This window comes from Pantoea agglomerans, from assembly GCF_021397715.1.
Classification (GTDB): Bacteria; Pseudomonadota; Gammaproteobacteria; order Enterobacterales; family Enterobacteriaceae; genus Pantoea; species Pantoea astica.
In genome coordinates, this window is record NZ_CP090207.1 from 588,084 (window position 1) to 612,550 (window position 24,467).

At 55.8% G+C, this 24,467-nt stretch carries 22 protein-coding genes and 3 tRNA genes; 17 read left to right on the forward strand and 8 right to left on the reverse strand.

Features of this window, described 5'->3' with window-relative positions:
* The first annotated feature begins 32 nt into the window (after nucleotides 1-32).
* A complete protein-coding gene (locus LZU96_RS02895) occupies nucleotides 33-302 on the forward strand; it encodes a barstar family protein (protein ID WP_233986988.1) in 270 nt (89 codons plus the stop codon).
* 53 nt (nucleotides 303-355) lie between these two features.
* Here the strand turns inward: LZU96_RS02895 and yhcN (LZU96_RS02900) are convergent, their stop codons facing one another.
* From yhcN (LZU96_RS02900) to argR, 4 genes are all read right to left on the reverse strand, one after another.
* Nucleotides 356-619, reverse strand: a complete 264-nt coding sequence (yhcN, locus tag LZU96_RS02900) for a peroxide/acid stress response protein YhcN (protein WP_094121106.1) — start codon at nucleotides 617-619, stop codon at nucleotides 356-358.
* A 97-nt stretch (nucleotides 620-716) separates the two neighbouring features.
* Nucleotides 717-989, reverse strand: coding sequence for a YdgH/BhsA/McbA-like domain containing protein (locus LZU96_RS02905; RefSeq protein WP_233986989.1), 273 nt, complete (start codon nucleotides 987-989; stop codon nucleotides 717-719).
* A 94-nt stretch (nucleotides 990-1,083) separates the two neighbouring features.
* Complete coding sequence (gene yhcN / locus LZU96_RS02910) at nucleotides 1,084-1,347, reverse strand: peroxide/acid stress response protein YhcN (protein WP_233986990.1); 264 nt, start codon at nucleotides 1,345-1,347, stop codon at nucleotides 1,084-1,086.
* Nucleotides 1,348-1,836: 489 nt separating this feature from the next.
* Nucleotides 1,837-2,307: a transcriptional regulator ArgR gene (gene argR / locus LZU96_RS02915; RefSeq protein ID WP_031375110.1), complete on the reverse strand. Its 471-nt coding sequence runs from the start codon at nucleotides 2,305-2,307 to the stop codon at nucleotides 1,837-1,839.
* 431 nt (nucleotides 2,308-2,738) lie between these two features.
* Between argR and mdh the strand changes: the two genes are divergently transcribed.
* Nucleotides 2,739-3,677: a malate dehydrogenase gene (mdh, locus tag LZU96_RS02920; RefSeq protein WP_233986991.1), complete on the forward strand. Its 939-nt coding sequence runs from the start codon at nucleotides 2,739-2,741 to the stop codon at nucleotides 3,675-3,677.
* Nucleotides 3,678-3,724: 47 nt separating this feature from the next.
* Here the strand turns inward: mdh and mscM are convergent, their stop codons facing one another.
* From mscM to rsgA, 3 genes are all read right to left on the reverse strand, one after another.
* On the reverse strand, nucleotides 3,725-7,057 hold the full coding sequence (mscM, locus tag LZU96_RS02925) for a miniconductance mechanosensitive channel MscM (protein ID WP_233986992.1): 3,333 nt from the start codon (nucleotides 7,055-7,057) through the stop codon (nucleotides 3,725-3,727).
* Between the two features lie 13 nt (nucleotides 7,058-7,070).
* Entirely contained in the window at nucleotides 7,071-7,970 is a 900-nt protein-coding gene (gene asd, locus LZU96_RS02930) for an archaetidylserine decarboxylase (protein WP_233986993.1), read from the reverse strand.
* 213 nt (nucleotides 7,971-8,183) lie between these two features.
* A complete protein-coding gene (gene rsgA, locus LZU96_RS02935; protein WP_233986994.1) occupies nucleotides 8,184-9,233 on the reverse strand; it encodes a small ribosomal subunit biogenesis GTPase RsgA in 1,050 nt (349 codons plus the stop codon).
* Between the two features lie 101 nt (nucleotides 9,234-9,334).
* Here rsgA and orn point away from each other — a divergent pair, with 101 nt between their 5' ends.
* From orn to LZU96_RS02955, 4 genes are all read left to right on the forward strand, one after another.
* Nucleotides 9,335-9,883, forward strand: coding sequence for an oligoribonuclease (gene orn / locus LZU96_RS02940; RefSeq protein WP_233986995.1), 549 nt, complete (start codon nucleotides 9,335-9,337; stop codon nucleotides 9,881-9,883).
* Between the two features lie 154 nt (nucleotides 9,884-10,037).
* Nucleotides 10,038-10,113: transfer RNA gene (locus LZU96_RS02945), tRNA-Gly, on the forward strand.
* A gap of 24 nt (nucleotides 10,114-10,137) precedes the next feature.
* Nucleotides 10,138-10,213, forward strand: a tRNA-Gly gene (locus LZU96_RS02950).
* Nucleotides 10,214-10,237: 24 nt separating this feature from the next.
* Nucleotides 10,238-10,313, forward strand: a tRNA-Gly gene (locus LZU96_RS02955).
* Between the two features lie 348 nt (nucleotides 10,314-10,661).
* Here the strand turns inward: LZU96_RS02955 and queG are convergent.
* Entirely contained in the window at nucleotides 10,662-11,801 is a 1,140-nt protein-coding gene (gene queG / locus LZU96_RS02960) for a tRNA epoxyqueuosine(34) reductase QueG (protein WP_233986996.1), read from the reverse strand.
* Between queG and nnr the strand changes: the two genes are divergently transcribed.
* The 11 genes from nnr to LZU96_RS03015 all read left to right on the forward strand — a co-directional run bounded on the left by nnr (nucleotide 11,800) and on the right by LZU96_RS03015 (nucleotide 24,267).
* Complete coding sequence (gene nnr, locus LZU96_RS02965; RefSeq protein ID WP_233986997.1) at nucleotides 11,800-13,320, forward strand: bifunctional ADP-dependent NAD(P)H-hydrate dehydratase/NAD(P)H-hydrate epimerase; 1,521 nt, start codon at nucleotides 11,800-11,802, stop codon at nucleotides 13,318-13,320. The genes queG and nnr overlap by 2 nt on opposite strands.
* A complete protein-coding gene (gene tsaE / locus LZU96_RS02970) occupies nucleotides 13,317-13,793 on the forward strand; it encodes a tRNA (adenosine(37)-N6)-threonylcarbamoyltransferase complex ATPase subunit type 1 TsaE (RefSeq protein ID WP_233986998.1) in 477 nt (158 codons plus the stop codon). Before nnr ends, tsaE begins: the two co-directional genes overlap by 4 nt.
* Nucleotides 13,790-15,460 carry an N-acetylmuramoyl-L-alanine amidase AmiB gene (gene amiB, locus LZU96_RS02975; RefSeq protein ID WP_233986999.1) on the forward strand — a complete coding sequence of 557 codons (1,671 nt, stop codon included), beginning with the start codon at nucleotides 13,790-13,792 and terminating at the stop codon, nucleotides 15,458-15,460. Before tsaE ends, amiB begins: the two co-directional genes overlap by 4 nt.
* A 49-nt stretch (nucleotides 15,461-15,509) precedes the next feature.
* Nucleotides 15,510-17,354 carry a DNA mismatch repair endonuclease MutL gene (mutL, locus tag LZU96_RS02980; RefSeq protein WP_233987000.1) on the forward strand — a complete coding sequence of 615 codons (1,845 nt, stop codon included), beginning with the start codon at nucleotides 15,510-15,512 and terminating at the stop codon, nucleotides 17,352-17,354.
* Nucleotides 17,347-18,297 (forward strand): tRNA (adenosine(37)-N6)-dimethylallyltransferase MiaA, encoded by a 951-nt coding sequence (miaA, locus tag LZU96_RS02985; protein ID WP_233987001.1) that lies wholly within the window; start codon nucleotides 17,347-17,349, stop codon nucleotides 18,295-18,297. Before mutL ends, miaA begins: the two co-directional genes overlap by 8 nt.
* 103 nt (nucleotides 18,298-18,400) lie before the next feature.
* Nucleotides 18,401-18,715, forward strand: coding sequence for an RNA chaperone Hfq (gene hfq / locus LZU96_RS02990; RefSeq protein ID WP_094120614.1), 315 nt, complete (start codon nucleotides 18,401-18,403; stop codon nucleotides 18,713-18,715).
* A gap of 76 nt (nucleotides 18,716-18,791) precedes the next feature.
* A complete protein-coding gene (hflX, locus tag LZU96_RS02995) occupies nucleotides 18,792-20,072 on the forward strand; it encodes a ribosome rescue GTPase HflX (protein WP_233987002.1) in 1,281 nt (426 codons plus the stop codon).
* 227 nt (nucleotides 20,073-20,299) lie between these two features.
* Nucleotides 20,300-21,538, forward strand: a complete 1,239-nt coding sequence (hflK, locus tag LZU96_RS03000) for an FtsH protease activity modulator HflK (protein WP_233987003.1) — start codon at nucleotides 20,300-20,302, stop codon at nucleotides 21,536-21,538.
* A gap of 3 nt (nucleotides 21,539-21,541) precedes the next feature.
* The gene (gene hflC, locus LZU96_RS03005; RefSeq protein WP_233987004.1) at nucleotides 21,542-22,546 is read left to right on the forward strand and encodes a protease modulator HflC; all 1,005 of its coding nucleotides are present in this window, start codon (nucleotides 21,542-21,544) and stop codon (nucleotides 22,544-22,546) included.
* A 56-nt stretch (nucleotides 22,547-22,602) separates the two neighbouring features.
* Nucleotides 22,603-22,803, forward strand: coding sequence for a DUF2065 domain-containing protein (locus LZU96_RS03010; RefSeq protein ID WP_031376418.1), 201 nt, complete (start codon nucleotides 22,603-22,605; stop codon nucleotides 22,801-22,803).
* Nucleotides 22,804-22,968: 165 nt separating this feature from the next.
* Nucleotides 22,969-24,267: an adenylosuccinate synthase gene (locus LZU96_RS03015; protein ID WP_233987005.1), complete on the forward strand. Its 1,299-nt coding sequence runs from the start codon at nucleotides 22,969-22,971 to the stop codon at nucleotides 24,265-24,267.
* Nucleotides 24,268-24,467 lie beyond the last annotated feature (200 nt).

Consider the following 24,467-nt stretch of genomic DNA (forward strand, 5'->3'; position numbering starts at 1 on the left):
TCGCCCGCAGACGGAGGATGGGAGCCGTCAGCATGAAAACCGAGCGTTTTGATTTCAACGAGATAGTCGATCAGGCACATTTTTTTCGCCAGTTCAGCGAGCGGTTTGCGCTGGAAGAGCGGCGGATCTGCGATCTGGATGGACTATGGGATGTGGTGACCGGCGATCTGTTGCCGATGCCGCTGGAGATTGAGTTTGTAAATCTGGGGAAAGGGCAGCGACGACGCTATGGTGCGCTGATTTTGCTGTTTGATGAAGCAGAAGAGGAGCTGGAAGGTCAGCTGCACTTTAACGTCAGATGAAAAAGGGCCCCGGCGAGCGGGGCCAAAGGGTTCGTCATAAATCTGACGAGGAATTACTTATAGAGCTGAGCGGTGAAGTGATAGTTATCGCCGGTACGGGCCTCAATCACTTTATAGGCGCTGGCACCCTGCTCATCGGCTTTCTGAGAAAGCTCCGCACGATAATCCATCGGTGCCCCCGCTGTACCACTGATGGTGACGGTTCCCGCAGGCTGCAGGTTTTGTGTCTGTTCACCGGTTACCAGCTGTGCGGCAGAAGCGCCGAACGCCATAACGGAAAGCAGGCTGACTGTAGCGATGGTTGTTTTGATTTTCATTGTTCGTCTCCTCATTACGTTCAACAACCTGCGGTGAAAAGAAAGAAGCGGGTCGTCGATACGGGTCCGGCGCCGTTCAGGGCGACGTGACGGTTAATTATTTATACAGCTCAGCGGTGACGTGGTAGGTGTCATCCTGGTTGTTTTCGATGATGCGATAGTGGCTGGCACCCTGCGCATCGGCTTTCTCCGACAGAACCTGACGGATATTGGTCTGATCGCCGTCACGGCCGCTGACGCTGATAGTCTGGTTCATCGGTTGCAGATTCTGGCTCTGTGCCTGCTGATTCGATACCAGGCTGGCTGCGCTGGCACCCATTGAGAACACGGAAGCCAGACTCAGTACGGCAATAGCGAATGTCTTTTTCATGATTAACTCTCCTGAAATTGTTTGCCTGAACCCACCGAGGCGCATAACCGCGCGTCAAAAAGAGGGTTCGGGGCGATATCTGATGACGCTGGGCTTAGTTGTACAAACGGGCAGTGGCGTGATAGTTGCCGTTGTTGTACGCCTCGATCACGCGATAGGCTTTTGCGCCCTGCTGATCGGCTTTATCACTCAGCTGCTGGTTAATTTCCATCGGTGAGCCTGCAACGCCACTGACGCTGACGGTACCTGCGGGTTGCAGATCCTGTGCCTGCGCTGCGGTGACAGATTCTGCTGCCACAGCACCAAAAGAAAGAGCAGAGAGAATGCTCAGCGTAGCGATGGTAGTTTTTACGTTCATGTATTTTTCCTCGTCGTCAATTTTTATCTTTTTAGTTGGTGTGATTTGCATCACGAAAAGAAGTATAGAACTAATAACGGAAGAAATTAATACTCCGCTAATAATGTTTTTTTGTGATTCTTTATCCTTATGGCTACTTTTAATAACCCAGCGTTATAAAAACCGGCTGAAAAATGACCTTTTCAGCCCTTTTTGCTGCAAAAACAGCGGGATAAATCACTTTATCTTTTTGTGCGAAAAGAGGTGGTCGATCAGCCTGGACTTTGATTCAGATCTGGGTAATGTCGCCAGTGTCGTGATGTAAAGCAGTGTAAAATAGCGCGAAAGGTTAAGCAGACCAAAAGGTATGACCATTATTCAGACGAGAGAAAACGACCAAAGCATGACGCTAACGCACTGATTTTAATCAGGACAGGGCAGGAGAAGTGGCAGGCGCGGGCAAAACAGGCTGTTGACCGGCACGATTATGCTCAGTCAACAGGTCCGCTATCAGAGTTCCTGTTCAAACAGGTTAAGAATGGCACCGTGCAGTTGCTTAACCGTGAAGTCGCGTGCGCGGGTGATAAAAATGGTGTCATCCCCGGCGATGGTGCCCAGGATGCCTTCTGATTTGCCCAGCGAGTCGAGCAGGCGCGCAATCAGCTGTGCGGCGCCCGGGCTGGTATGAATCACCACCAGCGCATCGTTGTAATCGATGTCCAGAACCAGGTTTTTTAACGGGCTGGTGGTGGTCGGCACGCCAAGTTCGGCAGGCAAGCAGTAAACCATCTCCATTTTGGCATTGCGGGTGCGTACCGCGCCAAATTTGGTCAGCATACGAGAAACCTTTGACTGGTTGATGTTCTCGAAGCCTTCATCCTGGAGCGCCTGAACGATTTCGCCCTGGGAACTGAATTTTTCTTCTTTTAATAAGGCCTTGAAAGCCTTGATCAGATCGTCTTGTTTCGATGGGTTTCGCATAGGTTACCAATAAATAGAGGGAATAACCGCGCAGCCGCCCGCGGCAGAGTGGTGATTATGCATTTAAATGCATTTTTATGCAATCGGTTGATTGATGAGCAGGGTTCGGGCGGCTAGCGGGCGGCGATAATAGCAAAGAAATCGTCTCATACCAAAACCCCTGTCACAGCGCTGGAAGGCGAAGGTTGCAAAGTTGTTATATTATTGGTGGTGTAGTAACAGAAAACGCACGTAGCCGTTCTCTGTCTGACGACGGCACAGTTGTCGGTCATTCAGGTATGAAGATGATAAGTAACTTTTGAATCCGGCGATTAAGTGTGAAAACACGTAGAATTAACAGCGGGTATTTATCATCGCCTGAGCAGTTGATTAAGGTCTGACACAGATAGAATTTCGGCCCATCTCTGCCCCACCTTAATAAGGAGTTAAGAATGAAAGTTGCCGTTCTCGGTGCCGCTGGCGGCATAGGCCAGGCGCTCGCACTTCTGCTCAAAACCCAGCTTCCTGCAGGTTCAGAACTTTCACTGTATGACATCGCACCGGTGACGCCGGGTGTTGCCGTCGATCTCAGCCATATTCCGACGGCGGTCGCTATCAAGGGATTTAGTGGAGAAGACGCCACGCCCGCCTTGCAGGGTGCCGATGTGGTACTGATCTCTGCTGGTGTAGCGCGTAAGCCTGGTATGGATCGCGCCGACCTGTTCAACGTGAATGCCGGCATTGTGCGCAACCTGATTGATCAGGTGGCGACGACGGCACCCAAAGCCTTAATCGGGGTGATCACTAACCCGGTCAATACCACGGTGGCGATTGCGGCGGAGGTGCTGAAAAAACATGGCGTCTACGACAAAAACCGCCTGTTTGGCGTCACCACGCTGGATATCATCCGCGCCAATACCTTTGTGGCCGCGTTAAAAGGTAAGCAACCTGGCGAGGTTGAGGTACCGGTTATCGGCGGTCATTCCGGTGTGACCATTCTGCCTCTGCTGTCGCAGGTGCCAGGCGTCAGCTTCAGCGAACAGGAAGTGGCGGATCTCACCAAACGCATCCAGAACGCCGGGACGGAAGTGGTTGAAGCCAAAGCGGGTGGCGGTTCTGCCACGCTGTCGATGGGCCAGGCTGCCGCGCGTTTCGGTTTATCGCTGGTGCGTGCGCTTAACGGTGAGGCCAATGTGGTGGAGTGTGCTTATGTAGAAGGGGATGGCGAATATGCGCGTTTCTTCTCTCAGCCGCTGCTGCTGGGTAAAAACGGCATTGCCGAGCGTCAGCCGATTGGCACGCTGAGTGCTTTCGAACAGCAGGCACTGACCGGGATGCTGGATACGCTGAAGAAAGATATCGCCCAGGGCGAAGAATTTGTGAAGCAGTAAATCATCGCCCTGACCCAACAACGCCCGGCTTAGCCGGGCGTTGTCGTTTACAGGCCGCCAGATTTATAAGCGCGTGCCGCGGGCGTACCGTTGCTGGCTGGCAGCTTCTTGCCCAGCATCTCCATCCGCATCTGGAACGGCGGGAACGGCATCTCGATACCGTGCTGCTCAAATCCGCTGAGGATCAGCTGATGCAGCTCATGACGCAGCGGCATACGATGCCCCATCTCAGCCGCATGTACACGCAGTTCAAACAGCTGAATGCCCTGCTGTAAATCGACCAGGAACACTTCAGGTGGCGGCGTATCCAGCACATAGCTGCAACGTTCAGCCGCCTGTTTCAGGATGGTTGTCACCTGTTCGCTGCTGACTTTCGCCGGTGCAGGAATGGTCAGCACCACACGCGTCACCGAATCGGACAGCGACCAGTTAACGAACTGCTCGGTGATAAAGGCTTTGTTCGGCACAATAATCTCTTTGCGGTCCCAGTCAGTGATCGTGGTGGCGCGGGTATTGATGCGGGTAATGCTGCCGGTCAGGTCGCGAATCGTGACCGTGTCGCCAATGCGGATCGGTTTTTCAAACAGAATGATCAGACCCGAGATAAAGTTGGCAAAAATTTCCTGCAAGCCAAAACCGAGCCCGACACCGAGTGCGGCCACCAGCCACTGTAATTTCGACCACTCAATACCGATCAGCGAGAAACCAATCAATCCGCCAATCAGCAACAGCAGGTATTTGGTCAGCGTGGTGATGGCATAGCCGGTACCGGGCGTCAGATTAAGGTGCTGCAGCAGCGCCAGTTCCAGCAGAGCGGGCATATTGCGCACCAGCTGGGTGGTGATAATAAACACCAGAATGGCGATCAGCACCGAACCCAGGGTAATCGGCTGGATAGACTCCACGCCCTGTACCGAGGTGTTGACGTCCCACAGCGGAATATTCTCCAGGAAGCCAAAAGCTGAGTGAATTTCCGACCACAGCACAATCACCGAAACCAGCGCAATCAGCGTCAGAATTGAGCGCACCAGCCGCAGTGACTGCGCACTGATAGCGTCAAGATCGATCACCGGCTCTTCAATCTCAATCGCGTCGGTATTCTGTGCGCCTTGTTCTTTCTCTTCTTCACTGCGCGCCCGGTTCGCCAGCATATCAGCGCGGCGCTGACGGGCGCGGTCAAAGCCAAGACGGCGCCGCTGAATCAGCATCCAGCGGCGGATAATGTGATAGATCACCAGCAGCAGGAACCAGATGGCAACCGAGGTTTCCAGCCGGGCCAGCAAGGCCTGCGCCGTCGCCAGATAACCGATTGCCGAGGCGAGCGCCGCCATCAGCGGCATCGCGATCATCAGGTTCCACAGCATACGGTTGATCATGTTGTCGCCATTGCCCTCTTTATCCAGATAGAGCGGAATCCCGGCGCGTTTCAGGCTGACGGTAACGATGCTGATCGCGCCACAAATCAGAATGAAACAGAGGCGTCCCAGTGACGAAGAGAACTGACGATCTTCCAGATTACCAAAGGCGATTAACAGCATGATCAGCGGCACAATCAGACCGATGCTCAGCGAGTAGTAGCGCATAGCGCGCGCCACGCGGTTCTGCGGCCAGCGGAAATGGACGATGAACAGGCCGTTGGAGCGGGCAAAGGCGGCGCTGATCATAAAGGCCCACAGCAGCGGCAGCGTGGCGGTAATACCATCGCCGATGGCGACGGCAATCGGGTAGGGCCAGGCGTTCTGCAGACCATAACCCAGCGTGCCCCACAACACCGGCAGCGGCAGCGCCACCAGTATCGACCAGAATACGGTACGAATGGTGAGCCGGAAGCGGTCCTGAGTGACCTTGCCGACTTTGCTGGCGGAGCGTTCAAGGAAGGCGTTGAAATGGCGACGCGAACTGATGCTGAAACCGACCAGCAGCAGGGCGCCAATGATCGGCAGCACGGTGTTGCGGCTGGTAAACATCATTGCCATCGCTTTGCCGAGCTGACCCAGTGTATCCAGCGACAGCAGGCGTGACAGATCCTTAGCCAGATCCAGCGGGTAACTCAGGCCGATCGGGCTGACGTCTGCGGTCCAGAACAGATAACGGTGGGTGGCATCTTTTACTTCGGTCAGCGCATCTTGCAACTGCGTGTTGCCGACCTTCAGCTTGGTGATCTCCAGGATCAGGGTGTCGCAGCCGGAGATCAGGGAATTAAGCAGTTCGCGCTGGGTCCGCAGCTGGGCATCAAGAATTCGCTTCTGCTCGCTGGTAAAGGGCTGTCCATCTGCCTGATGGCCCTTGCGTAGCGCCTCCTGACGATCCAGCAAATCTTCATAATGGAGTCGCTGAACCCGCAGCTGCGCCATCTCGTTATCAATCTGCTGAGATTTGGGCATCTCCGGCAGACGCGCCACCTGGGCCCGTAGCGCTTCCCCCAGTAAATTAGAGGCGCCGAGCCACTGTGACTGCTCGCGCAGGGTTGAGAGCGCCTGACGTACCTGAATAATTTGATTGGTTGCCAGCCGCTGCTGCGACGCTACCAGATCCATCCGCTGCGCCTGCTGATTCAGGGCAACGGAGAGATCGCGGTTAACGCGGAACTGATCGCTGATTGCCGGTGGCAGATCGCCACTATTTTCCGCCAGTTGCTCGGTGCGTGCCAGCGCCAGTTCGGCTTCACGCTGGCGCTGATCGTTGAGCTGATTACGCAGCGCCTGCAGATAGTTATCCAGCTGAGCGGCTTTGCGCTGGTGCGCTTCGGCCCGCATCCGCGCCAGTTCCTGACGATTATTGGCGGAGAGCTGCGCCAGCTCCAGCTCATCAACGCGCGCTTTATTGGCGGCATTTTCCGCCTGACGCGCCGCCAGTTGCAGCTGGCCCTGCGGCGAGGCACTGTTGCTGGCCGCCTGCAAACGTCGTTCACTTTCGGTCATGGCGCGGCGGGCTTCGGTCTGCTGTTGTGGCAGCTGCGACAGGGAGTCGCTGATCTCACGTGCGCGATCCTGCTCCTGCTGCGCCTGACGACCCTCTTCCAGCAGCTGGCTGCTGACCTGCAGAATCTCCTGATCCAGTTCCGCGCTGCTCATGTTGCTGCGCACGGTCTTTGCGCTGTCGCCCATCGCAGCGATCTGTTGACGTAACTCGCGAGCCAGACGCGGGAAATCATCAATGACCTGCTGATACTGGGCGGCACGCTCCAGCGAGTCATCACGTTCAGAGAGGAAATTTAACGCGGCTTCAATGGACTGGATCTGTTCTGCCTGGGCGGGTGAACTTTTGGCGGCTTTGACTTCTTCCAGCTGCTGTTTTAGCTGGTTCGCGTCAGGCAGGCTGGCCGCAAAGGCCGGGCTGCTGAGCCACAGGCTCAGCAGCAGGAGGAGAATCGAACGCACAGGTGACACTCACTTAGTCGACGATGACGTCGGAAACGTCTGTCGCCACCGGCAGGGCAATCGCCAGCGGTTGACCCAGACGGGTTTTACTTTCAGCTTCAAGGCTTTCAGCCAGTTTGACCCGGCCCGGTGCGAACAGGTTAATCACGGTAGAGCCCAGCTTAAAGCGACCCATTTCCTGACCTTTCAGCAGCACCACCGCACCTTCATCATCCGCTGCCGGATAGTGCCAGCGTTTAATCACGCCTTCACGCGGCGGGGTTATGGTACCGGCCCACACCGTTTCGATGCTGCCGACGATGGTGGCACCGACCAGAATCTGCACCATTGGACCGATATCCGTCTCGAAATAGCAGATCACGCGCTCATTGCGGGCAAACAGGTTAGGGATGTTGCGCGCGGTCAGCGGGTTAACTGAGTAGAGATCGCCCGGCACGTAGATCATCTCACGCAGGATACCGTTGCACGGCATATGAACGCGGTGATAGTCGCGCGGTGCCAGATAGGTCGTAACAAATTCACCGTCAACAAAGCGGGCCGCCATCTGCTCATTTCCGGCCAGCAGGGCTTCAAGCGTGTAGTGATGACCTTTCGCCTGGAAGATCTGGTCACCCTTGATGTGGCCGAGCTGGCTGATTGCGCCATCAGCGGGCAGGGCGATCAGGTTGGCGTCAGCATCTACCGGACGCGCATCGTCTTTTAACGGACGGACAAAGAAGTCGTTAAAGGTGCGATAGCTGGCGGTGTCCGGCTTGCGCGCTTCCGCCATGTCGACTTTGTAAAACCAGACAAAGATGTCAATGACCAGTTTGGTCAACCAACCACCGCGGCGACTGGCGCCCCAACCGGCGAGTTCAGTCAGCCATTTCTTCGGGAGAATATGATTCAAGCCGAGTTTCAAACGATCAAACACCTTAGCCTCCTGGCTATTTTCATGACGTTGATAAAAAAGGGAGCGGATTGTAGCAGCGCCCCGGTCAGATGGCGACTATAGCCGATTTATGCCACGCGGCGAATCGCCGGGCCTCTGGCCAATTGGCGCGCAGCATCGGGACCGGGTAACCCGCCGCAGCGGGCAGCACCGCGCGCCGGATGAAAATCTGCGTTCAGGACGCGGTTATACCCGTTAACCTTCACCGTCAGGGAAGTTTTTACGCGTTTTTACCTGCGCCATGCTCTCCAGAATGCGGTGGTAGTTATCGAAACGGGAAACGTTGATTTTTCCCTGCTCTACCGCTTCGCGGATTGCACAGCCGGGATCGCTGCCGTGCTTACAGTCACGAAACTTGCAATCGCCGAGGTAGGCACGAAATTCGACAAATCCGCGGGTGATTTGTTCCGGTTCAAGATGCCATAAGCCAAACTCGCGCACGCCGGGCGAATCGATCACATCGCCGCCGTGTGGGAAGTGATACAACCGCGAGGCGGTGGTGGTGTGCTGACCGAGACCGGAGTTATCAGAGACTTCATTGGTCAGAATGGCCACCTGTTCCTCTTTATCGAGGCCGAGCAGGGCATTCAGCAGGCTCGATTTACCAACGCCAGACTGGCCGGCGAAGATGCTAACGCGATCGGTTAATGCAGCTTCCAGCTCATCCAGACCGTTTTTCGCCCGGCTGGAGACCATGACGACCCGGTAACCAATCTCACGATAAATATCCATCTGCCGATCGACAAAGGCGCGCGCCTTCTCATCCAGCAGATCGGTTTTGTTCAGGACCAGCAGCGGCTCAATATCCAGCGTTTCACTGGCAACCAGATAGCGGTCGATGATGTTCAGCGACAGTTCGGGCAGAATGGCCGACACGATAATGATCTGATCGATATTGGCGGCGATCGGTTTGACGCCATCGTAAAAGTCGGGACGGGTTAATACGCTGGTGCGTTCATGCACCGCTTCGACAATACCTTTGCCGCCGCTCAGCGCCGGACGCCACAGCACGCGGTCGCCGGTCACCAGCGAACGAATAGTACGACGAATATTGCAGCGGTGGGCGACGCCTGCGCTGTCCTCGACATCGGCGTGCATGCCAAAACGGCTGACAACGACCCCATCTGCAGCTTCACCAAACAGGTTATCATCCGCTTCCGGACGCTCTCTGCGCTGGTTGAGACGGCGATCGTGGTTAGCGCTTACGCGACGTTGTTGGCCCTTCGACAGTTTATTTTTGCTCACTCACCCTCACAGTGTTAGCCAGATTTCGCCCGGCTGGGCAAAACGTCTATGATACACCTTATTCATCCTGAATGACGACTACAGCAACCGCAGGAAACAGCATGGCTACTGGAAATGAACAGAATCTGATCTGGATTGATCTTGAGATGACCGGACTGGATCCGGAACGCGATCGCATTATTGAGATCGCGACCCTGGTAACGGACGCCAATTTAAACATCCTGGCGGAAGGCCCGGTGATGGCCGTCCACCAGTCTGACGCGCAACTGGCGCTGATGGATGAGTGGAACGTTCGTACCCACACCAACAGTGGACTGGTAGAAAGGGTAAAGGCGAGCCAGATAGACGATCGGGCAGCGGAACTGGCCACCATTGAATTTCTGAAACAGTGGGTGCCAGCCAATACTTCGCCGATTTGCGGTAACAGCATTGGCCAGGATCGGCGCTTCCTGTTCAAATATATGCCTGAGCTGGAAGCCTACTTCCATTATCGCTATCTGGACGTCAGCACGCTGAAAGAACTGGCGCGCCGCTGGAAGCCCGACATCCTGCCTGGCTTTAAAAAGAGCGGTTCACATCAGGCGCTGGATGACATTCGCGAGTCCGTTGCGGAGCTGGCTTACTACCGCGAACACTTTTTGCAGCTTTAATCAACAGCGGGTGCGCAGGAAATCGTCAGGTTGCTGATTTAATCAGCAATCGCGCGGAAAGCGAAAAATTTTGCTTTCAAGGGCTTGCAGCAGCAACGATTTCTCGTATAATGCGCACCCCGTACCGGTGAAGAATTTATTAACGGTACAAGGCGCGGGAATAGCTCAGTTGGTAGAGCACGACCTTGCCAAGGTCGGGGTCGCGAGTTCGAGTCTCGTTTCCCGCTCCAGATTTAATTAGCAGTACCCTCTTTGCGGGAATAGCTCAGTTGGTAGAGCACGACCTTGCCAAGGTCGGGGTCGCGAGTTCGAGTCTCGTTTCCCGCTCCAGATTTTTTAGCACTGCCCTTCTATGCGGGAATAGCTCAGTTGGTAGAGCACGACCTTGCCAAGGTCGGGGTCGCGAGTTCGAGTCTCGTTTCCCGCTCCAGTTTTACGTCATACCCCATCCAGCCGATTATCAGGCTGTTTATTGTTGCGGGATACAAGAGTTTCCAGAAGGTTATCCACAGCACTGCACGCCATCATTTGCGCTGTTTTCCCCGATCTGTAAAATGCTTTTGAACAGAGTTATCCACAGCTTTATCTGTTAACCGAAGCGATAGCCTCATTATTAAATAAACACAACTTTGCGGTAACCCGTTGATAATTATCAATATGAAAATATTTCAGATTGTTATTTCCCAGCGTAATCAGCCTTATGGCATTTGAATGACAACGCCTTTTTATTTTTATTCACAGCATGTGGAAAACGCCTGACTGCCGGCTGGCTGCTCACTCATGCATCACGCGGTAATCCCTTCTCAACTGCACGGACCAGGCGCTTATGCTGCGCGGGCTGCACGTCGACCACCAGCTGCTGACGTTGATCCTGCTGCCGGGCGATAGCCCAGCGGATATGTTCATCCAGCATTTCACTTTCACCCAGCCGCTGCTCCAGCACCGGAATAATCTCTGCTGACCAGGGCGCATTTCCCAGCGCCACGGCGATATTGCGCAGCCAGCGTAAATGACCGATGCGCCGAATGGCCGATCCTTCCGTAATACGCAAAAACTTCGCTTCATCCCACTGAAACAGATCGATCAGTTCGGGCGCATGCAGGGCGGCGCGCGGCGAAAAATCACTTTCATCACTAAGCTGCCCGTAACGATTCCACGGACAGATCAGCTGACAATCGTCACAGCCGTAAATCCGGTTGCCCATCAGCGGACGAAATTCTTCCGGAATGGCCCCTTCCAGTTCGATGGTGAGATAGGAGATGCAGCGCCGGGCATCGACCACATAAGGTTCAACGATGGCGCTGGTCGGGCAGATCGTCATGCAGGCGACGCAGCGGCCGCACTGCTCTTCCTGCGGCGCATCCACAGGCAGCGGCAGGTCAATCAGCAGCTCGCCGAGAAAAAACCATGAACCCGCTTCGCGATTAAGAATCAAAGAGTGTTTGCCGGTCCAGCCGAGCCCGGCTTTCGCGGCCAGCGGCCGTTCAAGCAATGGGGCAGAGTCGACAAAGGGGCGAAAATTGAGCTCGCCACAGTGCTGCTGGATCATTTCTCCGAGCTTTTTCAGTCGATTGCGCAATACTTTGTGGTAATCACGGCCTAAGGCATAACGGCTGACATAGCCCAGTCGGGGGTTTTTCAGGGTGCTGGCAAAGGCGGCTTTGGCCGGAAGGTAGTTCATGCGAACGCTGATGACGCGCAGCGTACCGGGTAACAGTTCATGCGGACGCGCCCGCATCATACCGTGGCGCGACATCCACGCCATCTCGCCATGATATTGCTTGTCCAGCCAGGCCTGAAGACGCGGCTCTTCCGCACTCAGATCGGTATCGGCGATACCGACCTGCTGAAAGCCGAGATCCAATCCCCACTGTTTAATCTGTTGTGCGAGTTGATGAAGATCGAGAGGGTATGACATGAGTGACCAGGGTTCGAAGAAAAACCGCCGCAGTTTACCATATTCTGTCTGGCCTGCGCAGGCGGTGGCGCAACTGGAGCGTGAAGGTGCTGATGCGCTCGGCATCACCTTGTATGAACTGATGCTGCGCGCCGGGCAGGCGGCCTATGAACATCTCAACGCCTGCTGGCCTGACGCCCGGCACTGGCTGATCCTGTGTGGTCATGGCAATAACGGCGGCGATGGCTATGTGGTGGCGCGTCTGGGGCAGGCGGCGGGTAAACAGGTGACGCTGTTGGCCTGTGAAGGGGCGAAACCGCTGCCTGAAGAGGCGCAGCGCGCGCGGGATGCCTGGCTGGATGCGGGCGGCGACATTCATGCTGCGGATGCCGCCTGGCCAGAACAGGTTGATGTAATTGTTGATGCGCTGCTCGGGACCGGCATTAATCGCGCGCCCGCTGAACCCTATAGCACGCTGATCCAGCTGGCGAATGCCCATGCCGCGCCGATCCTCGCTATCGACATGCCTTCTGGTTTAGCCGCCAGTACCGGCAGTGTGCCCGGCGAGGTCATCAACGCCACCCATACCCTGAGCGTGCTGGCGCTTAAACCGGGACAGATTACCGGCAAGGCCCGCGATTATGTCGGTGAGTTGCACTATGCCGACCTTGGCCTGCAGGCTTTTCTGGCGGCGGAATCAGCACCGATGGCGCGCTATGATGCCAGCGCGCTTACGCAGTGGCTCAGGCCGCGTAAACCGACCTCGCACAAAGGCGATCAGGGGCGTTTACTGGTGGTTGGCGGCGATACCGGTACCGCGGGCGCGGTGCGAATGACGGCGGAAGCGGCCCTGCGCAGCGGTAGTGGGTTAGTGCGAGTACTTACTCACAAAGATAATATTATCCCGATCCTGACGGCGCGGCCGGAAATCATGGTCGATGAACTGACTGATGAACAGCTGACCGCCGCACTGGCGTGGGCGGATGTGATTGCGATTGGTCCAGGCCTGGGGCAGCGCGAGTGGGGCAAGCGGGCGCTGGAACGGGTCGCCGAAAGCGAAAAGCCGATGCTTTGGGATGCGGATGCACTTAACCTGCTGGCAATCAGTGCGGAGAAACGTCAGAATCGCATCATTACGCCACATCCTGGCGAAGCGGCACGTCTGCTCAATATCAAGACCAGTGAAGTTGAGAGTGACCGCTTACATGCAGCGCAGATGCTGACGCAGCGCTACGGTGGTGTGGTGGTACTGAAAGGCGCGGGCACGCTGATCGCCAGCGAGCAGGGTGAAATGGCGTTTGCCGACGTGGGAAATGCCGGTATGGCTTCCGGCGGCATGGGGGATCTCCTGAGTGGGATTATCGCCTCGCTGATGGGCCAGAAACTGGCGCTGTTTGATGCTGCCTGTGCCGGCTGCGTAGCCCACGGTGCCGCTGCGGATGCGGTGGCTGCACAACGAGGCACGCGCGGTATGCTGGCAACAGATTTACTTGAGCTGCTGTGGCAGTTTGTTAATCCTGAGATGAATTACGAAGCATGAAGACCTGTGTTATTTCTTTGCCCGATGAGGCGGCAACGCTCGGTTTGGGCGCTCAGCTGGCGCGTGCCTGTGGCAACGCGGCGGTCATTTATCTCTATGGCGATCTGGGGGCGGGTAAAACCACCTTCAGCCGCGGCTTTCTGCAGGCGCTGGGTCACCAGGGTAACGTAAAAAGCCCGACCTACACGCTGGTCGAGCCTTACACCCTGGGTGAGCGCTCACTTTATCATTTTGACCTCTATCGTCTTGCCGATCCGGAAGAGCTGGAATTTATGGGCATCCGCGATTACTTCAGCGGCGATGCCATCTGTCTGGTCGAATGGCCGCAGCAGGGCGAAGGGTTTCTGCCGTCGCCCGACCTCTCCTTAACGCTGCGCTACGTCGGTGACGCGCGTGAAGCGGAACTGGCGGCCCATACGCCACTGGCAGAGCAGTGGATAGCGTCACTTGCACAACACAGGGACCCGGCATGAAGTCACGGATGAAATGGGCGTTAGTGACACTGCTGCTGCTGGTCTGCACGCCGCTGTTCGCGGCCACACTGTCTGATATCAAAGTCGCCAATGGCGATAACCAGGCCACGGTGACCCTGAGCTTTGCTGGTCAGCCCGTGTATGGTTTTTTCCCGCTGCGCAATCCGGATCGGGTGGTGCTGGATGTGCGCCAGAGTGGGGTAGTGCAGGGACTGCCGCTGAACTTCAGCGGTGAAAACATCGTAAAGCGCATCCGCACCAGCACGCCGAAAGATAAACAGAGCGTACGGCTGGTGTTTGAGCTGACGCAGCCTGGCAAAACCCGGGCGGTTACGCAGCGTAACGGTAGCAACTACAGCGTGGTGTTTACCATTACCGGTACGCGTCCGGCCGTCACCCGCACGGTGCCCGCTCCGGCAACGGCACCAGCGCGCGCGCCGGTTCAGAGCGCGGCCGCTGCCAATCCGTTTAATGCTAATCCGGTCACCGCTGTCACCAGCACGGCCAGCACGGTACGTCCGGGCAGCGCGGTGAGCCGCAACGACACGGTGATCGTGGCGATTGATGCCGGACACGGCGGTCAGGACCCTGGCGCGATCGGACAGCGCGGGCTGAAAGAGAAGAATGTCACCATCGCTATCGCCCGTAAGCTGCGGGTGCTGCTAAATAATGACCCGATGTTCAAAGGCGTCCTGACCCGTGATGGCGACTACTTTATTTCGGTGATGGGCCGTTCCGACGTGGCGCGTAAAGCCAACGCCAACGTGCTGGTTTCAATTCACGCCGACGCCGCGCCAAGCCATGCGGCGACTGGTGCCTCGGTCTGGGTACTGTCAAACCGTCGCGCCAACAGTGAGATGGCCAACTGGCTGGAGCAGAAAGAGAAACAGTCTGAACTACTGGGCGGCGCAGGCGATCTGCTGGCGAACAGCCAGGCGGACCCTTATCTCAGCCAGGCAGTGCTTGACCTGCAGTTTGGTCATTCACAGCGTGTCGGTTATGACATCGCCCAGAAAGTGCTGCAGCAGTTACGTGGCGTCACCTCGCTGCATAAACGCTTACCTGAGCATGCCAGTCTTGGCGTGCTGCGTTCGCCGGATATTCCTTCGCTGTTGGTGGAAACCGGCTTCATCAGTAATTCCTCGGAGGAGCGACTGCTTGGCAGTAGCGCACACCAGGATAAGATTGCGCAGTCGATCTATAAAGGTCTGCGCACTTATTTCCTGGCGCACCCGCTGCAATCCATCCCAAAGGAGGAAAACCGGCCGCTGGGCTCGTCGCCAGCGGTTAGCGTGGTCAGTAATCCGGCGACCGGTGTGACGCAATATACCGGCGCCGTTCAGCGCCACACGGTGACGCGCGGCGAGACGCTCTCTGGCATCGCCGCGAAGTATGGCGTCAGCATGGCGACCCTGCGTGAGATGAATACGCTGAAGCGCGATGTGGTGTGGGTTGGACAGCGTCTTAAAGTCCCGGCCAGTGCCGCCATCAGCCGGACGACGCGTGCCGCCCCGCGCGGCGTGATACGTCACAAAGTGGTCCGTGGCGATTCCCTGACCGCGATAGCCGCCCACTATGGCGTCAGCCCGAAAGCGATAATGCAGACCAATAATCTGAAGTCGACCAACGTAATGTTGGGGCAGAACCTGAAAATTCCTGCATCCTGATTGTTCGCCCGGCCACTGCGCCGGGCTGTCAGCTAAAAGGATATCCATCATGCCGATACAAATTTTACCGCCGCAGCTGGCGAACCAGATTGCGGCGGGAGAAGTGGTCGAGCGTCCTGCATCGGTTGTGAAAGAGCTGGTGGAAAACAGCCTTGATGCTGGCGCAACGCGCATTGATGTTGAGATTGAAAAGGGCGGCGCGAAGCTGATTCGTATCCGTGATAACGGGTGCGGCATCGTTAAAAGCGAACTGGCGATGGCGCTGGCCCGTCACGCCACCAGTAAAATTGCCTCACTGGATGACCTCGAGGCGATCATGAGCCTCGGTTTTCGTGGTGAAGCGCTGGCCAGCATCAGCTCGGTCTCGCGTCTGACCCTGACCTCACGTACCGCCGATCAAACCGAAGCCTGGCAGGCTTATGCCGAAGGGCGCGATATGGCCGTGACGGTCAAACCGGCTGCGCATCCGTGCGGCACCACGCTGGAAGTGCTGGATCTGTTTTACAACACGCCGGCGCGCCGCAAATTCATGCGTACCGAAAAAACCGAATTTGGCCACATTGACGAAGTGATTCGCCGCATTGCGCTGGCTCGCTTTGATGTCGCTATCTCGCTCAGCCACAATGGCAAAATGATGCGTCAGTATCGGGCGGTAAGTGATGAGAGTCAGCGCGAACGGCGGCTGGCGGCGATTTGCGGCGTGACCTTTATGCAACATGCGTTACGCATCGAGTGGCAGCACGACGATCTGTCGCTGCGCGGCTGGGTCGCCGATCCTACCGGTTCCCGTCAGGTCAGCGAGCTGCAGTATTGCTACGTCAATGGCCGCATGATGCGGGACAAGCTGATCAATCATGCTATTCGTCAGGCTTTCCAGACCCAGCTGCAGGACGATCAGCAACCCGCCTATGTGCTCTATCTGGAAATTGACCCGCACCAGGTGGATGTTAACGTCCATCCGGCGAAACATGAGGTGCGCTTTCATCAGTCGCGGCTGGTGCATGATTTTATTTATCAGGGCGTGATGAGTGTCCTGCAGGCCAGCGCCTCACCCGCCTTGCCGACGCTGCAGGCTGAAGAGCCTGCCCCGCGCTGGCAGCCGGAGAACCGGCAGGCCGCCGGCGGCAACCACTTCTCACAGCCCAGCGCGCGTCGCAGCGAGTCAACGCCCGCCGCCGCGCCCGCCTGGCAGAACAAAGAGAACAGCTATCGTCAGCGGGAAGGGGCGGTTTATCAGCAGTTGCTGAAAACCCCTGCCAGCGGCGCGTCACCGGCGAAGCAGGCTGAAGCTGCGCCGCGTCCCGTCGCTGTCGCTAAAGAGTCACCGCTGGCGGCACATGCTCAGAGTTTTGGCCGGGTACTGACGGTGCTGCATCACCACTATGCGTTACTGGAGCAGGATCAGCGATTGCTGCTGCTGGCCTTGCCGGTCGCGGCACGCTGGTTAAAACAGGCGCAGCTGCAGCCGGGTGAAGCGGGATTAAAACCGCAGCCGTTACTGATCCCGGTACGGCTTAAAATTGCGCAGACAGAGCGGCAGGCGGCCGAGGAAAATAGCAGTCTGCTCAGTCAGATGGGCATTGATTTGCAGCTGGAATGGGACCATGTGACCCTCCGCGCGGTTCCTTTACCGTTACGAACACAAAATTTACAAATCTTGATTCCTGAACTGTTAGGCTATCTCGCCCGGCAGCAGGATAACTCTGCGACGCAGCTGGCCCAGTGGCTGGCGCGGCGTCAGGATGCAGAGTCATCTGACTGGAATCACTCACAGGCGATCAATCTGCTGGCTGAGCTCGAAAGGCTCTGTCCACAGTTACTGAAATCGCCGCCTTCAGGTCTGTTACAGGCCATTGAGATTGAGAGCGCGATTGACGCGTTGAAGCATGAGTGAACAAAACCAGGCTGGCCGGCCAAAGGCTATTTTTTTGATGGGACCCACAGCATCGGGTAAAACTGCCTTAGCGATTGAGCTACGTAAGCAGTTGCCAGTGGAACTAATCAGCGTAGATTCTGCCTTAATCTATCGTCAGATGGATATTGGTACGGCGAAACCGTCGGTTGAAGAGTTAGCAGTGGCACCCCATCGTTTGCTGGACATACGCGATCCCGCGGAGGCCTATTCGGCTGCCGAGTTTCGACGTGATGCGTTAGCAGAAATGGCGGATATCGTTCAGGCCGGACGAATTCCGTTGCTTGTTGGTGGAACCATGCTCTACTTCAAGGCGTTACTTGAGGGATTGTCGCCGTTGCCCTCGGCCGATCCTGAGGTTCGTCAGCGGATAGAGCAAACGGCGCGTGAAAAAGGCTGGGAAGCTTTACACCGCCAGCTGTGTGAAATCGACCCGGTTGCCGGCAGTCGTATTCATCCGAATGATCCGCAGAGACTTTCGCGAGCACTGGAAGTTTTTTTTATTTCGGGTAAAACTTTAACGGAACTGACAAAAACTTCCGGCGAAGCGTTACCCTACGACGTGTACCAGTTTGCCATCGCCCCCGCGAGCCGTGAACTGTTACATCAGCGCATCGCGTTGCGTTTTGAGCAGATGCTGGCGTCAGGATTTGAAGCGGAGTCTCGGGCCCTGTTTGCACGAGGTGATTTGCATACGGACATGCCTTCCATTCGTTGTGTGGGTTATCGCCAGATGTGGTCTTATTTATCGGGCGAAATCGATTATGACGAGATGGTTTATCGGGGAATTTGCGCAACCCGGCAACTTGCTAAGCGTCAAATCACCTGGTTACGCGGCTGGGAAAACGTGCACTGGTTAGACAGTGACGAGCCCCAACTGGCGCGTGACAGGGTGTTACAGGTTCTTAGTGCGAAGCATGGGTGATTGTGTACAATTAACTGGTTATCGTGCGCAAATTTTTACGCAGTTTTTTCAGAACCATAGGTTCTACAAGCAACAAACAACAAGCATATAAGGAAAAGATAGAATGGCTAAGGGGCAATCATTACAAGACCCGTTTTTGAACGCACTGCGTCGTGAACGTGTTCCGGTTTCGATTTATTTGGTTAACGGTATCAAGCTGCAGGGTCAGATTGAGTCATTTGATCAATTTGTAATTTTGCTGAAAAACACGGTAAGTCAGATGGTTTATAAACACGCCATTTCTACCGTTGTTCCTTCGCGCCCGGTTTCACACCATAGTAATAATACCGGTGGCGGCGGCAGCAATAATTACCATCATGGCGGCAGCAACACATCTGCGCAGCCACAGCCACAACAAGACGGTGATAACGCAGAGTAACGCGTCACCGTACAGCCAGGACTGGAGAGCACATTTGGTTTTCCGTCCTGGTCTTTTATTTTAGCGAGGTTATAGCTTGTTTGACCGTTATGATGCCGGTGAGCAGGCCGTACTGGTACACATCTGGTTCTCCCAAGACAAAGAAGTAGAAGATTTACAGGAGTTTGAAACCCTGGTCTCTTCTGCTGGCGTTGAGGCGCTGCAAGTGATCACTGGCAGCCGCAAAGCGCCACATCCCAAGTATTTTGTCGGTGAAGGAAAGGCCGTTGAAATTGCCGATGCGGTAAAAACAACTGGAGCATCGGTCGTGTTATTCGATCATGCCCTTACGCCCGCTCAGGAAAGAAACCTTGAGCGCCTGTGCGAATGCCGGGTGATCGATCGTACCGGCCTAATTCTTGATATCTTCGCCCAACGCGCACGCACCCATGAAGGTAAATTGCAGGTTGAGCTGGCACAGCTACGCCATCTTGCCACACGTCTGGTGCGCGGCTGGACTCACCTTGAACGTCAGAAAGGCGGGATCGGCTTACGCGGTCCGGGTGAAACGCAGTTAGAAACTGACCGCCGTTTATTGCGCGGACGTATCAGCCAGATTTTATCCCGTCTTGAGCGGGTAGAGAAACAGCGTGAGCAGGGACGTCAGGCGCGTGCCAAAGCCGACGTGCCGACCGTATCGCTGGTAGGCTATACCAACGCCGGTAAATCGACGCTGTTTAACGCGATGACCTCGGCCAACGTCTTTGCTGCCGATCAACTGTTTGCAACCCTGGACCCTACGCTGCGCCGCCTGAACGTCGCCGATGTCGGTGAAGTGGTGCTGGCGGATACGGTCGGCTTTATCCGTCATCTTCCTCACGATTTGGTTGCTGCGTTTAAAGCGACTCTGCAGGAGACGCGTCAGGCGACGCTGCTGCTGCATGTGATTGACGGTGCCGATGTACGCGTCACGGAAAATATTGAAGCCGTGGATGCCGTACTGGAAGAGATTGAGGCGGACGAAATCCCCACCTTACTGGTCATGAACAAGATCGATATGCTCGATGGTTTCGAACCGCGCATCGATCGTAACGAAGAAAACCTGCCAATCCGCGTCTGGCTCTCTGCGCAGAGCGGCGCTGGCATTCCGTTGTTATGGCAGGCGCTCTCTGAACGGCTGTCGGGTGAAATTGCCCAGTATGAATTACGTCTGCCACCCGAAGCGGGGCGCTTGCGCAGCCGTTTCTACCAGTTGCAGGCGATTGAGAAAGAGTGGAATCAGGAAGACGGCAGTGTAGGATTGCAGATTCGTATGCCAATCATTGAATGGTTGCGCTTATGCAAACAGGAACCGTCGCTGACCAGTTATATTGTTTGATATTGCCCAAACGCATTTACCTTAAAAATTGAAGATTGTCGCATTTTCGTTGCAGACCGGAATACGCAGGAATGACCCGAGTATTTCGGATTTCAGCAAGGCGGCAACTGAGTGAAGCCCCGGGAGCTTACGCAGGTAAGTGACCGGGGTGAGCGAAGGCAGCCAACACCGCTGCAATCCGAAAGATGAAGGGTAAAAACCGCAAATACAATAAATGGAGTAGAGACATGGCGTGGAATCAGCCCGGAAATAACGGACAGGACCGCGACCCGTGGGGAAGCAGCAATAATCAAGGCGGCAACTCTGGGGGGAATAAAGGAGGACGGGAATCCGGGCCTCCCGATCTGGATGATATCTTCCGTAAGCTGAGCAAGAAGCTTGGTGGTCTGGGCGGTGGCAAACAGAACGATAGCGGTCAGCGCGGCTCCGGCAGCGGCGGCAAAATTGTTGGCATTGTAGCCGTTGCGGCCGTGGTTATCTGGGCGGCAAGCGGTTTCTACACCATCAAAGAAGCGGAACGTGGCGTGGTGACGCGCTTCGGCAAATTCAGTCATCTGGTTGAACCGGGTCTGAACTGGAAGCCGACTTTCATCGATCAGGTGCGTGCCGTTAACGTTGAAGCGGTGCGTGAACTGGCGGCGTCAGGCGTGATGCTGACCTCGGACGAAAACGTGGTACGGGTTGAGATGAACGTCCAGTATCGGGTTACCGATCCGGAACGTTATCTGTTTGCCGTGACCAGCGCGGATGACAGTCTGCGTCAGGCCACTGACAGCGCACTGCGCGGCGTGATTGGCCGTTCCACCATGGACCGTATTCTGACCGAAGGTCGTACCGTGGTGCGTAGCGATACCCAGCGTGAGATTGATGAGACTATTCGTCCATACAATATGGGCATCGCGGTACTGGACGTTAACTTCCAGGCGGCGCGTCCACCGGAAGAAGTGAAGTCAGCGTTTGATGACGCTATTGCGGCGCGTGAAAACCGCGAGCAGTACGTTCGTGAAGCCGAAGCCTACGCCAATGAAGTTCAGCCGCGTGCTAACGGCCAGGCGCAGCGTATTCTGGAAGAAGCCCGCGCCTATAAAGAGCGTACGGTTCTGGAAGCACAGGGTGAAGTGGCGCGGTTTGCCAAGATTCTGCCTGAGTACAAAGCGGCTCCGGAAATTACCAAAGAGCGTCTCTATATCGAAACGATGGAACGCGTGTTAAGCCATACGCGCAAAGTACTGGTTAACGATCGTGGCAATAACCTGATGGTGCTGCCGCTCGATCAACTGATGCGTGGCGGTCAGGCTTCAGCCGGCCAGAACGGTCAGAAAGGGGGCAATGCCGCCTCGCAGCCTGCGCTCTCCGATCGCAGCGCCAGCCGCAGTGACACGTCGTCATACAGTCCGGATAGCATCATGGATCAGCGTCGGGCTAACGCTCTGCGCAACGACAGCCAGCGCGAAGGGAGAGAGTAATCGATGCGTAAGCCAATTATAGTATTAATCATTGTCGTGCTGGTGGCGCTCTATGCGTCGCTGTTTGTGGTGCAGGAAGGCCAGCGTGGCATTGTACTGCGCTTCGGTAAAGTCCTGCGCGACAATGAAAACAAACCGCAGGTGTTTGAACCGGGTCTGCATTTCAAAATTCCTTTCCTGGAAACGGTAAAAACGCTGGATGCCCGTATTCAGACCATGGACAACCAGGCCGATCGCTTCGTCACCAAAGAGAAGAAAGATCTGATCGTCGACTCCTACATCAAATGGCGTATCAGCGACTTCAGTCGTTACTACCTGGCCACCGGTGGCGGCGATGTCTCTCAGGCGGAAGTGCTGCTGAAACGTAAGTTCAGTGACCGTCTGCGTTCGGAAATGGGCCGTCTGGATGTGAAAGACATCGTGACCGACTCTCGTGGTCGTCTGACCACTGACGTACGTGATGCGCTGAATACCGGTAGTGCGGGCAACGATGATGAAATCGCGACGCCAGCCGCCGATGATGCAATCGCCAGTGCGGCCGCGCGTGTCGAGCGTGAAACCAACAGCAGCGAACCGGCACCAAACCCGAACAGTATGGCGGCGTTAGGTATTCAGGTGGTGGATGTGCGCATTAAGCAGATCAACCTGCCGACCGAAGTCTCTGATGCGATCTTCAACCGTATGCGTGCTGAACGTGAAGCGGTGGCGCGTAGCCAGCGTTCACAGGGTCAGGAAGAGGCAGAAAAACTGCGCGCCCAGGCGGATTATCAGGTGACGCGTACGCTGGCCGAAGCCCAGCGTGAAGCGCTGATTACCCGCGGTGATGGTGATGCGGAAACGGCGCGACTGTTTGCTGCGGCATTCAGCCAGGACCCGGACTTCTACGCCTTTATTCGTAGCCTGCGTGCCTATGAAAACAGCTTCAATGATAATCAGGATGTGATGGTGTTAAGCCCGGATAGCGACTTCTTCCGATATATGAAGGCGCCCTCTAACGCGACCCGTTAAGAACTGATATAACCTACAGGCCGACAATGTTGTCGGCCTTTTTTTTGGGTATCAGTATGAAAACAAGCATCTGGATGGCGCTGGCGCTGGTGTTAGTGCTGGAGGGATTGGGACCGATGTTCATGCCGCGCGCCTGGCGCCGGATGATACTGGCCATGACGCAGCTGCCCGATCGGCTGTTGCACCGTTTTGGCGGCGGCCTGGTGGTGGCAGGAATGGTGATCTATTGCATGCTCAGTCTGCACGGTAATCTCTGACGCCTGGCTGACGGCGCATAAATTGTGCCTGTTGCCTCCATTTTCCCCAACATGTTGTAGTGATCAAAACACAGGCAAAAAAGCGCGCAATCGTATGCTAAAAGTGCTGAAAACCACCGGATCAGATGGTAGAATCCTTTTTTAAGCAATCGGTGATTTTGAGAAATGGGTAAGAACGTCGTCGTACTGGGCACCCAATGGGGTGACGAAGGTAAAGGTAAGATTGTAGACCTTCTGACTGAACGCGCGAATTACGTTGTGCGTTATCAAGGCGGCCACAATGCGGGCCACACGCTTGTCATCAACGGTGAAAAAACCGTCCTCCACCTGATCCCTTCTGGCATTCTGCGCGATAACGTCACCAGCATCATTGGTAACGGCGTAGTGCTCTCTCCTGAAGCCTTAATGAAAGAGATGAAAGGCCTCGAAGAGCGCGGGATTCCGGTACGCGAACGTCTGCTGATTTCTGAAGCCTGCCCGTTGATTCTGCAGTATCACGTTGCGATGGACATGGCGCGCGAAAAAGCGCGTGGTGCGAAAGCGATCGGGACTACCGGTCGTGGTATTGGTCCTGCCTATGAAGATAAAGTCGCTCGCCGTGCGCTGCGCGTCAGCGATCTGTTCAACAAAGAGACCTTTGCCGCCAAGCTGAAAGAAGTGGTCGATTTCTACAACTTCCAGCTGGTGCACTACTACAAAGAAGAGGCCGTTGACTTCGATAAAGTGCTGAGCGATGTGATGGCGATTGCCGATATCCTCACCAGCATGGTAGTTGACGTCTCTGAGCTGCTGGATGGCGCGCGTAAGCGTGGCGATCTGATCATGTTCGAAGGCGCGCAAGGCACGCTGCTGGACATCGACCACGGTACCTATCCGTACGTCACCTCATCCAACACCACCGCAGGCGGCGTTGCGACCGGTTCAGGCATTGGCCCGCGCTATGTCGACTACGTACTGGGCATTGTCAAAGCGTACTCAACCCGCGTGGGTGCCGGTCCTTTCCCGACCGAGCTGTTTGATGAAACCGGCGAGTTCCTCTGCGCGCAGGGTAACGAGTTTGGTGCCACCACCGGCCGTCGTCGTCGTACCGGCTGGCTGGATGCAGTTGCCGTGCGCCGTGCCGTACAGATAAACTCCCTGTCAGGTTTCTGCATGACCAAGCTGGACGTGCTGGATGGCCTGAAAGAGGTGAAAATCTGTGTCGCTTACCGCATGCCGGATGGCCGCGAAGTGACCACCACGCCACTGGCGGCAGAAAACTGGGAAGGCATTGAGCCAATCTACGAAACGCTGCCAGGCTGGAGCGAGACCACGTTTGGCGTGAAGACGCTGGAGGGCTTACCACAAGCCGCTCGCGACTATATCAAGCGTGTTGAAGATGTGACTGGCGTTCCGGTGGATATTATCTCAACCGGTCCGGACCGCAGTGAAACGATGATTCTGCGCGACCCGTTTGACGCATAATCACCCAGGCCGGACCTTGTCCGGCCTTTGTTTTTCCACTCTGTGATGCCACTTATCCCCGCTTCGCTTGTCCAACTTAGTGCTGGCTGAAAAAAACGCACGGTCAATCAGACTCTGGTTTATCATCATAGCCATTCGCATGGCGATCCGATCTATTCCTGACATCAATCGCAAGCCGGATTATGTGATGCCAATTTTTG

What these genes read in the sequence shown, in the direction of transcription:
- LZU96_RS02895 (WP_233986988.1), top strand. Translation starts at nt 33, where the DNA reads ATGAAAACCGAGCGTTTTGATTTCAACGAGATAGTCGATCAGGCACAT.
- yhcN (WP_094121106.1), bottom strand. Translation starts at nt 619, where the DNA reads ATGAAAATCAAAACAACCATCGCTACAGTCAGCCTGCTTTCCGTTATG.
- LZU96_RS02905 (WP_233986989.1), bottom strand. Translation starts at nt 989, where the DNA reads ATGAAAAAGACATTCGCTATTGCCGTACTGAGTCTGGCTTCCGTGTTC.
- yhcN (WP_233986990.1), bottom strand. Translation starts at nt 1,347, where the DNA reads ATGAACGTAAAAACTACCATCGCTACGCTGAGCATTCTCTCTGCTCTT.
- argR (WP_031375110.1), bottom strand. Translation starts at nt 2,307, where the DNA reads ATGCGAAACCCATCGAAACAAGACGATCTGATCAAGGCTTTCAAGGCC.
- mdh (WP_233986991.1), top strand. Translation starts at nt 2,739, where the DNA reads ATGAAAGTTGCCGTTCTCGGTGCCGCTGGCGGCATAGGCCAGGCGCTC.
- orn (WP_233986995.1), top strand. Translation starts at nt 9,335, where the DNA reads ATGGCTACTGGAAATGAACAGAATCTGATCTGGATTGATCTTGAGATG.
- nnr (WP_233986997.1), top strand. Translation starts at nt 11,800, where the DNA reads ATGAGTGACCAGGGTTCGAAGAAAAACCGCCGCAGTTTACCATATTCT.
- queG (WP_233986996.1), bottom strand. Translation starts at nt 11,801, where the DNA reads ATGTCATACCCTCTCGATCTTCATCAACTCGCACAACAGATTAAACAG.
- tsaE (WP_233986998.1), top strand. Translation starts at nt 13,317, where the DNA reads ATGAAGACCTGTGTTATTTCTTTGCCCGATGAGGCGGCAACGCTCGGT.
- amiB (WP_233986999.1), top strand. Translation starts at nt 13,790, where the DNA reads ATGAAGTCACGGATGAAATGGGCGTTAGTGACACTGCTGCTGCTGGTC.
- mutL (WP_233987000.1), top strand. Translation starts at nt 15,510, where the DNA reads ATGCCGATACAAATTTTACCGCCGCAGCTGGCGAACCAGATTGCGGCG.
- miaA (WP_233987001.1), top strand. Translation starts at nt 17,347, where the DNA reads ATGAGTGAACAAAACCAGGCTGGCCGGCCAAAGGCTATTTTTTTGATG.
- hfq (WP_094120614.1), top strand. Translation starts at nt 18,401, where the DNA reads ATGGCTAAGGGGCAATCATTACAAGACCCGTTTTTGAACGCACTGCGT.
- hflK (WP_233987003.1), top strand. Translation starts at nt 20,300, where the DNA reads ATGGCGTGGAATCAGCCCGGAAATAACGGACAGGACCGCGACCCGTGG.
- hflC (WP_233987004.1), top strand. Translation starts at nt 21,542, where the DNA reads ATGCGTAAGCCAATTATAGTATTAATCATTGTCGTGCTGGTGGCGCTC.
- LZU96_RS03010 (WP_031376418.1), top strand. Translation starts at nt 22,603, where the DNA reads ATGAAAACAAGCATCTGGATGGCGCTGGCGCTGGTGTTAGTGCTGGAG.
- LZU96_RS03015 (WP_233987005.1), top strand. Translation starts at nt 22,969, where the DNA reads ATGGGTAAGAACGTCGTCGTACTGGGCACCCAATGGGGTGACGAAGGT.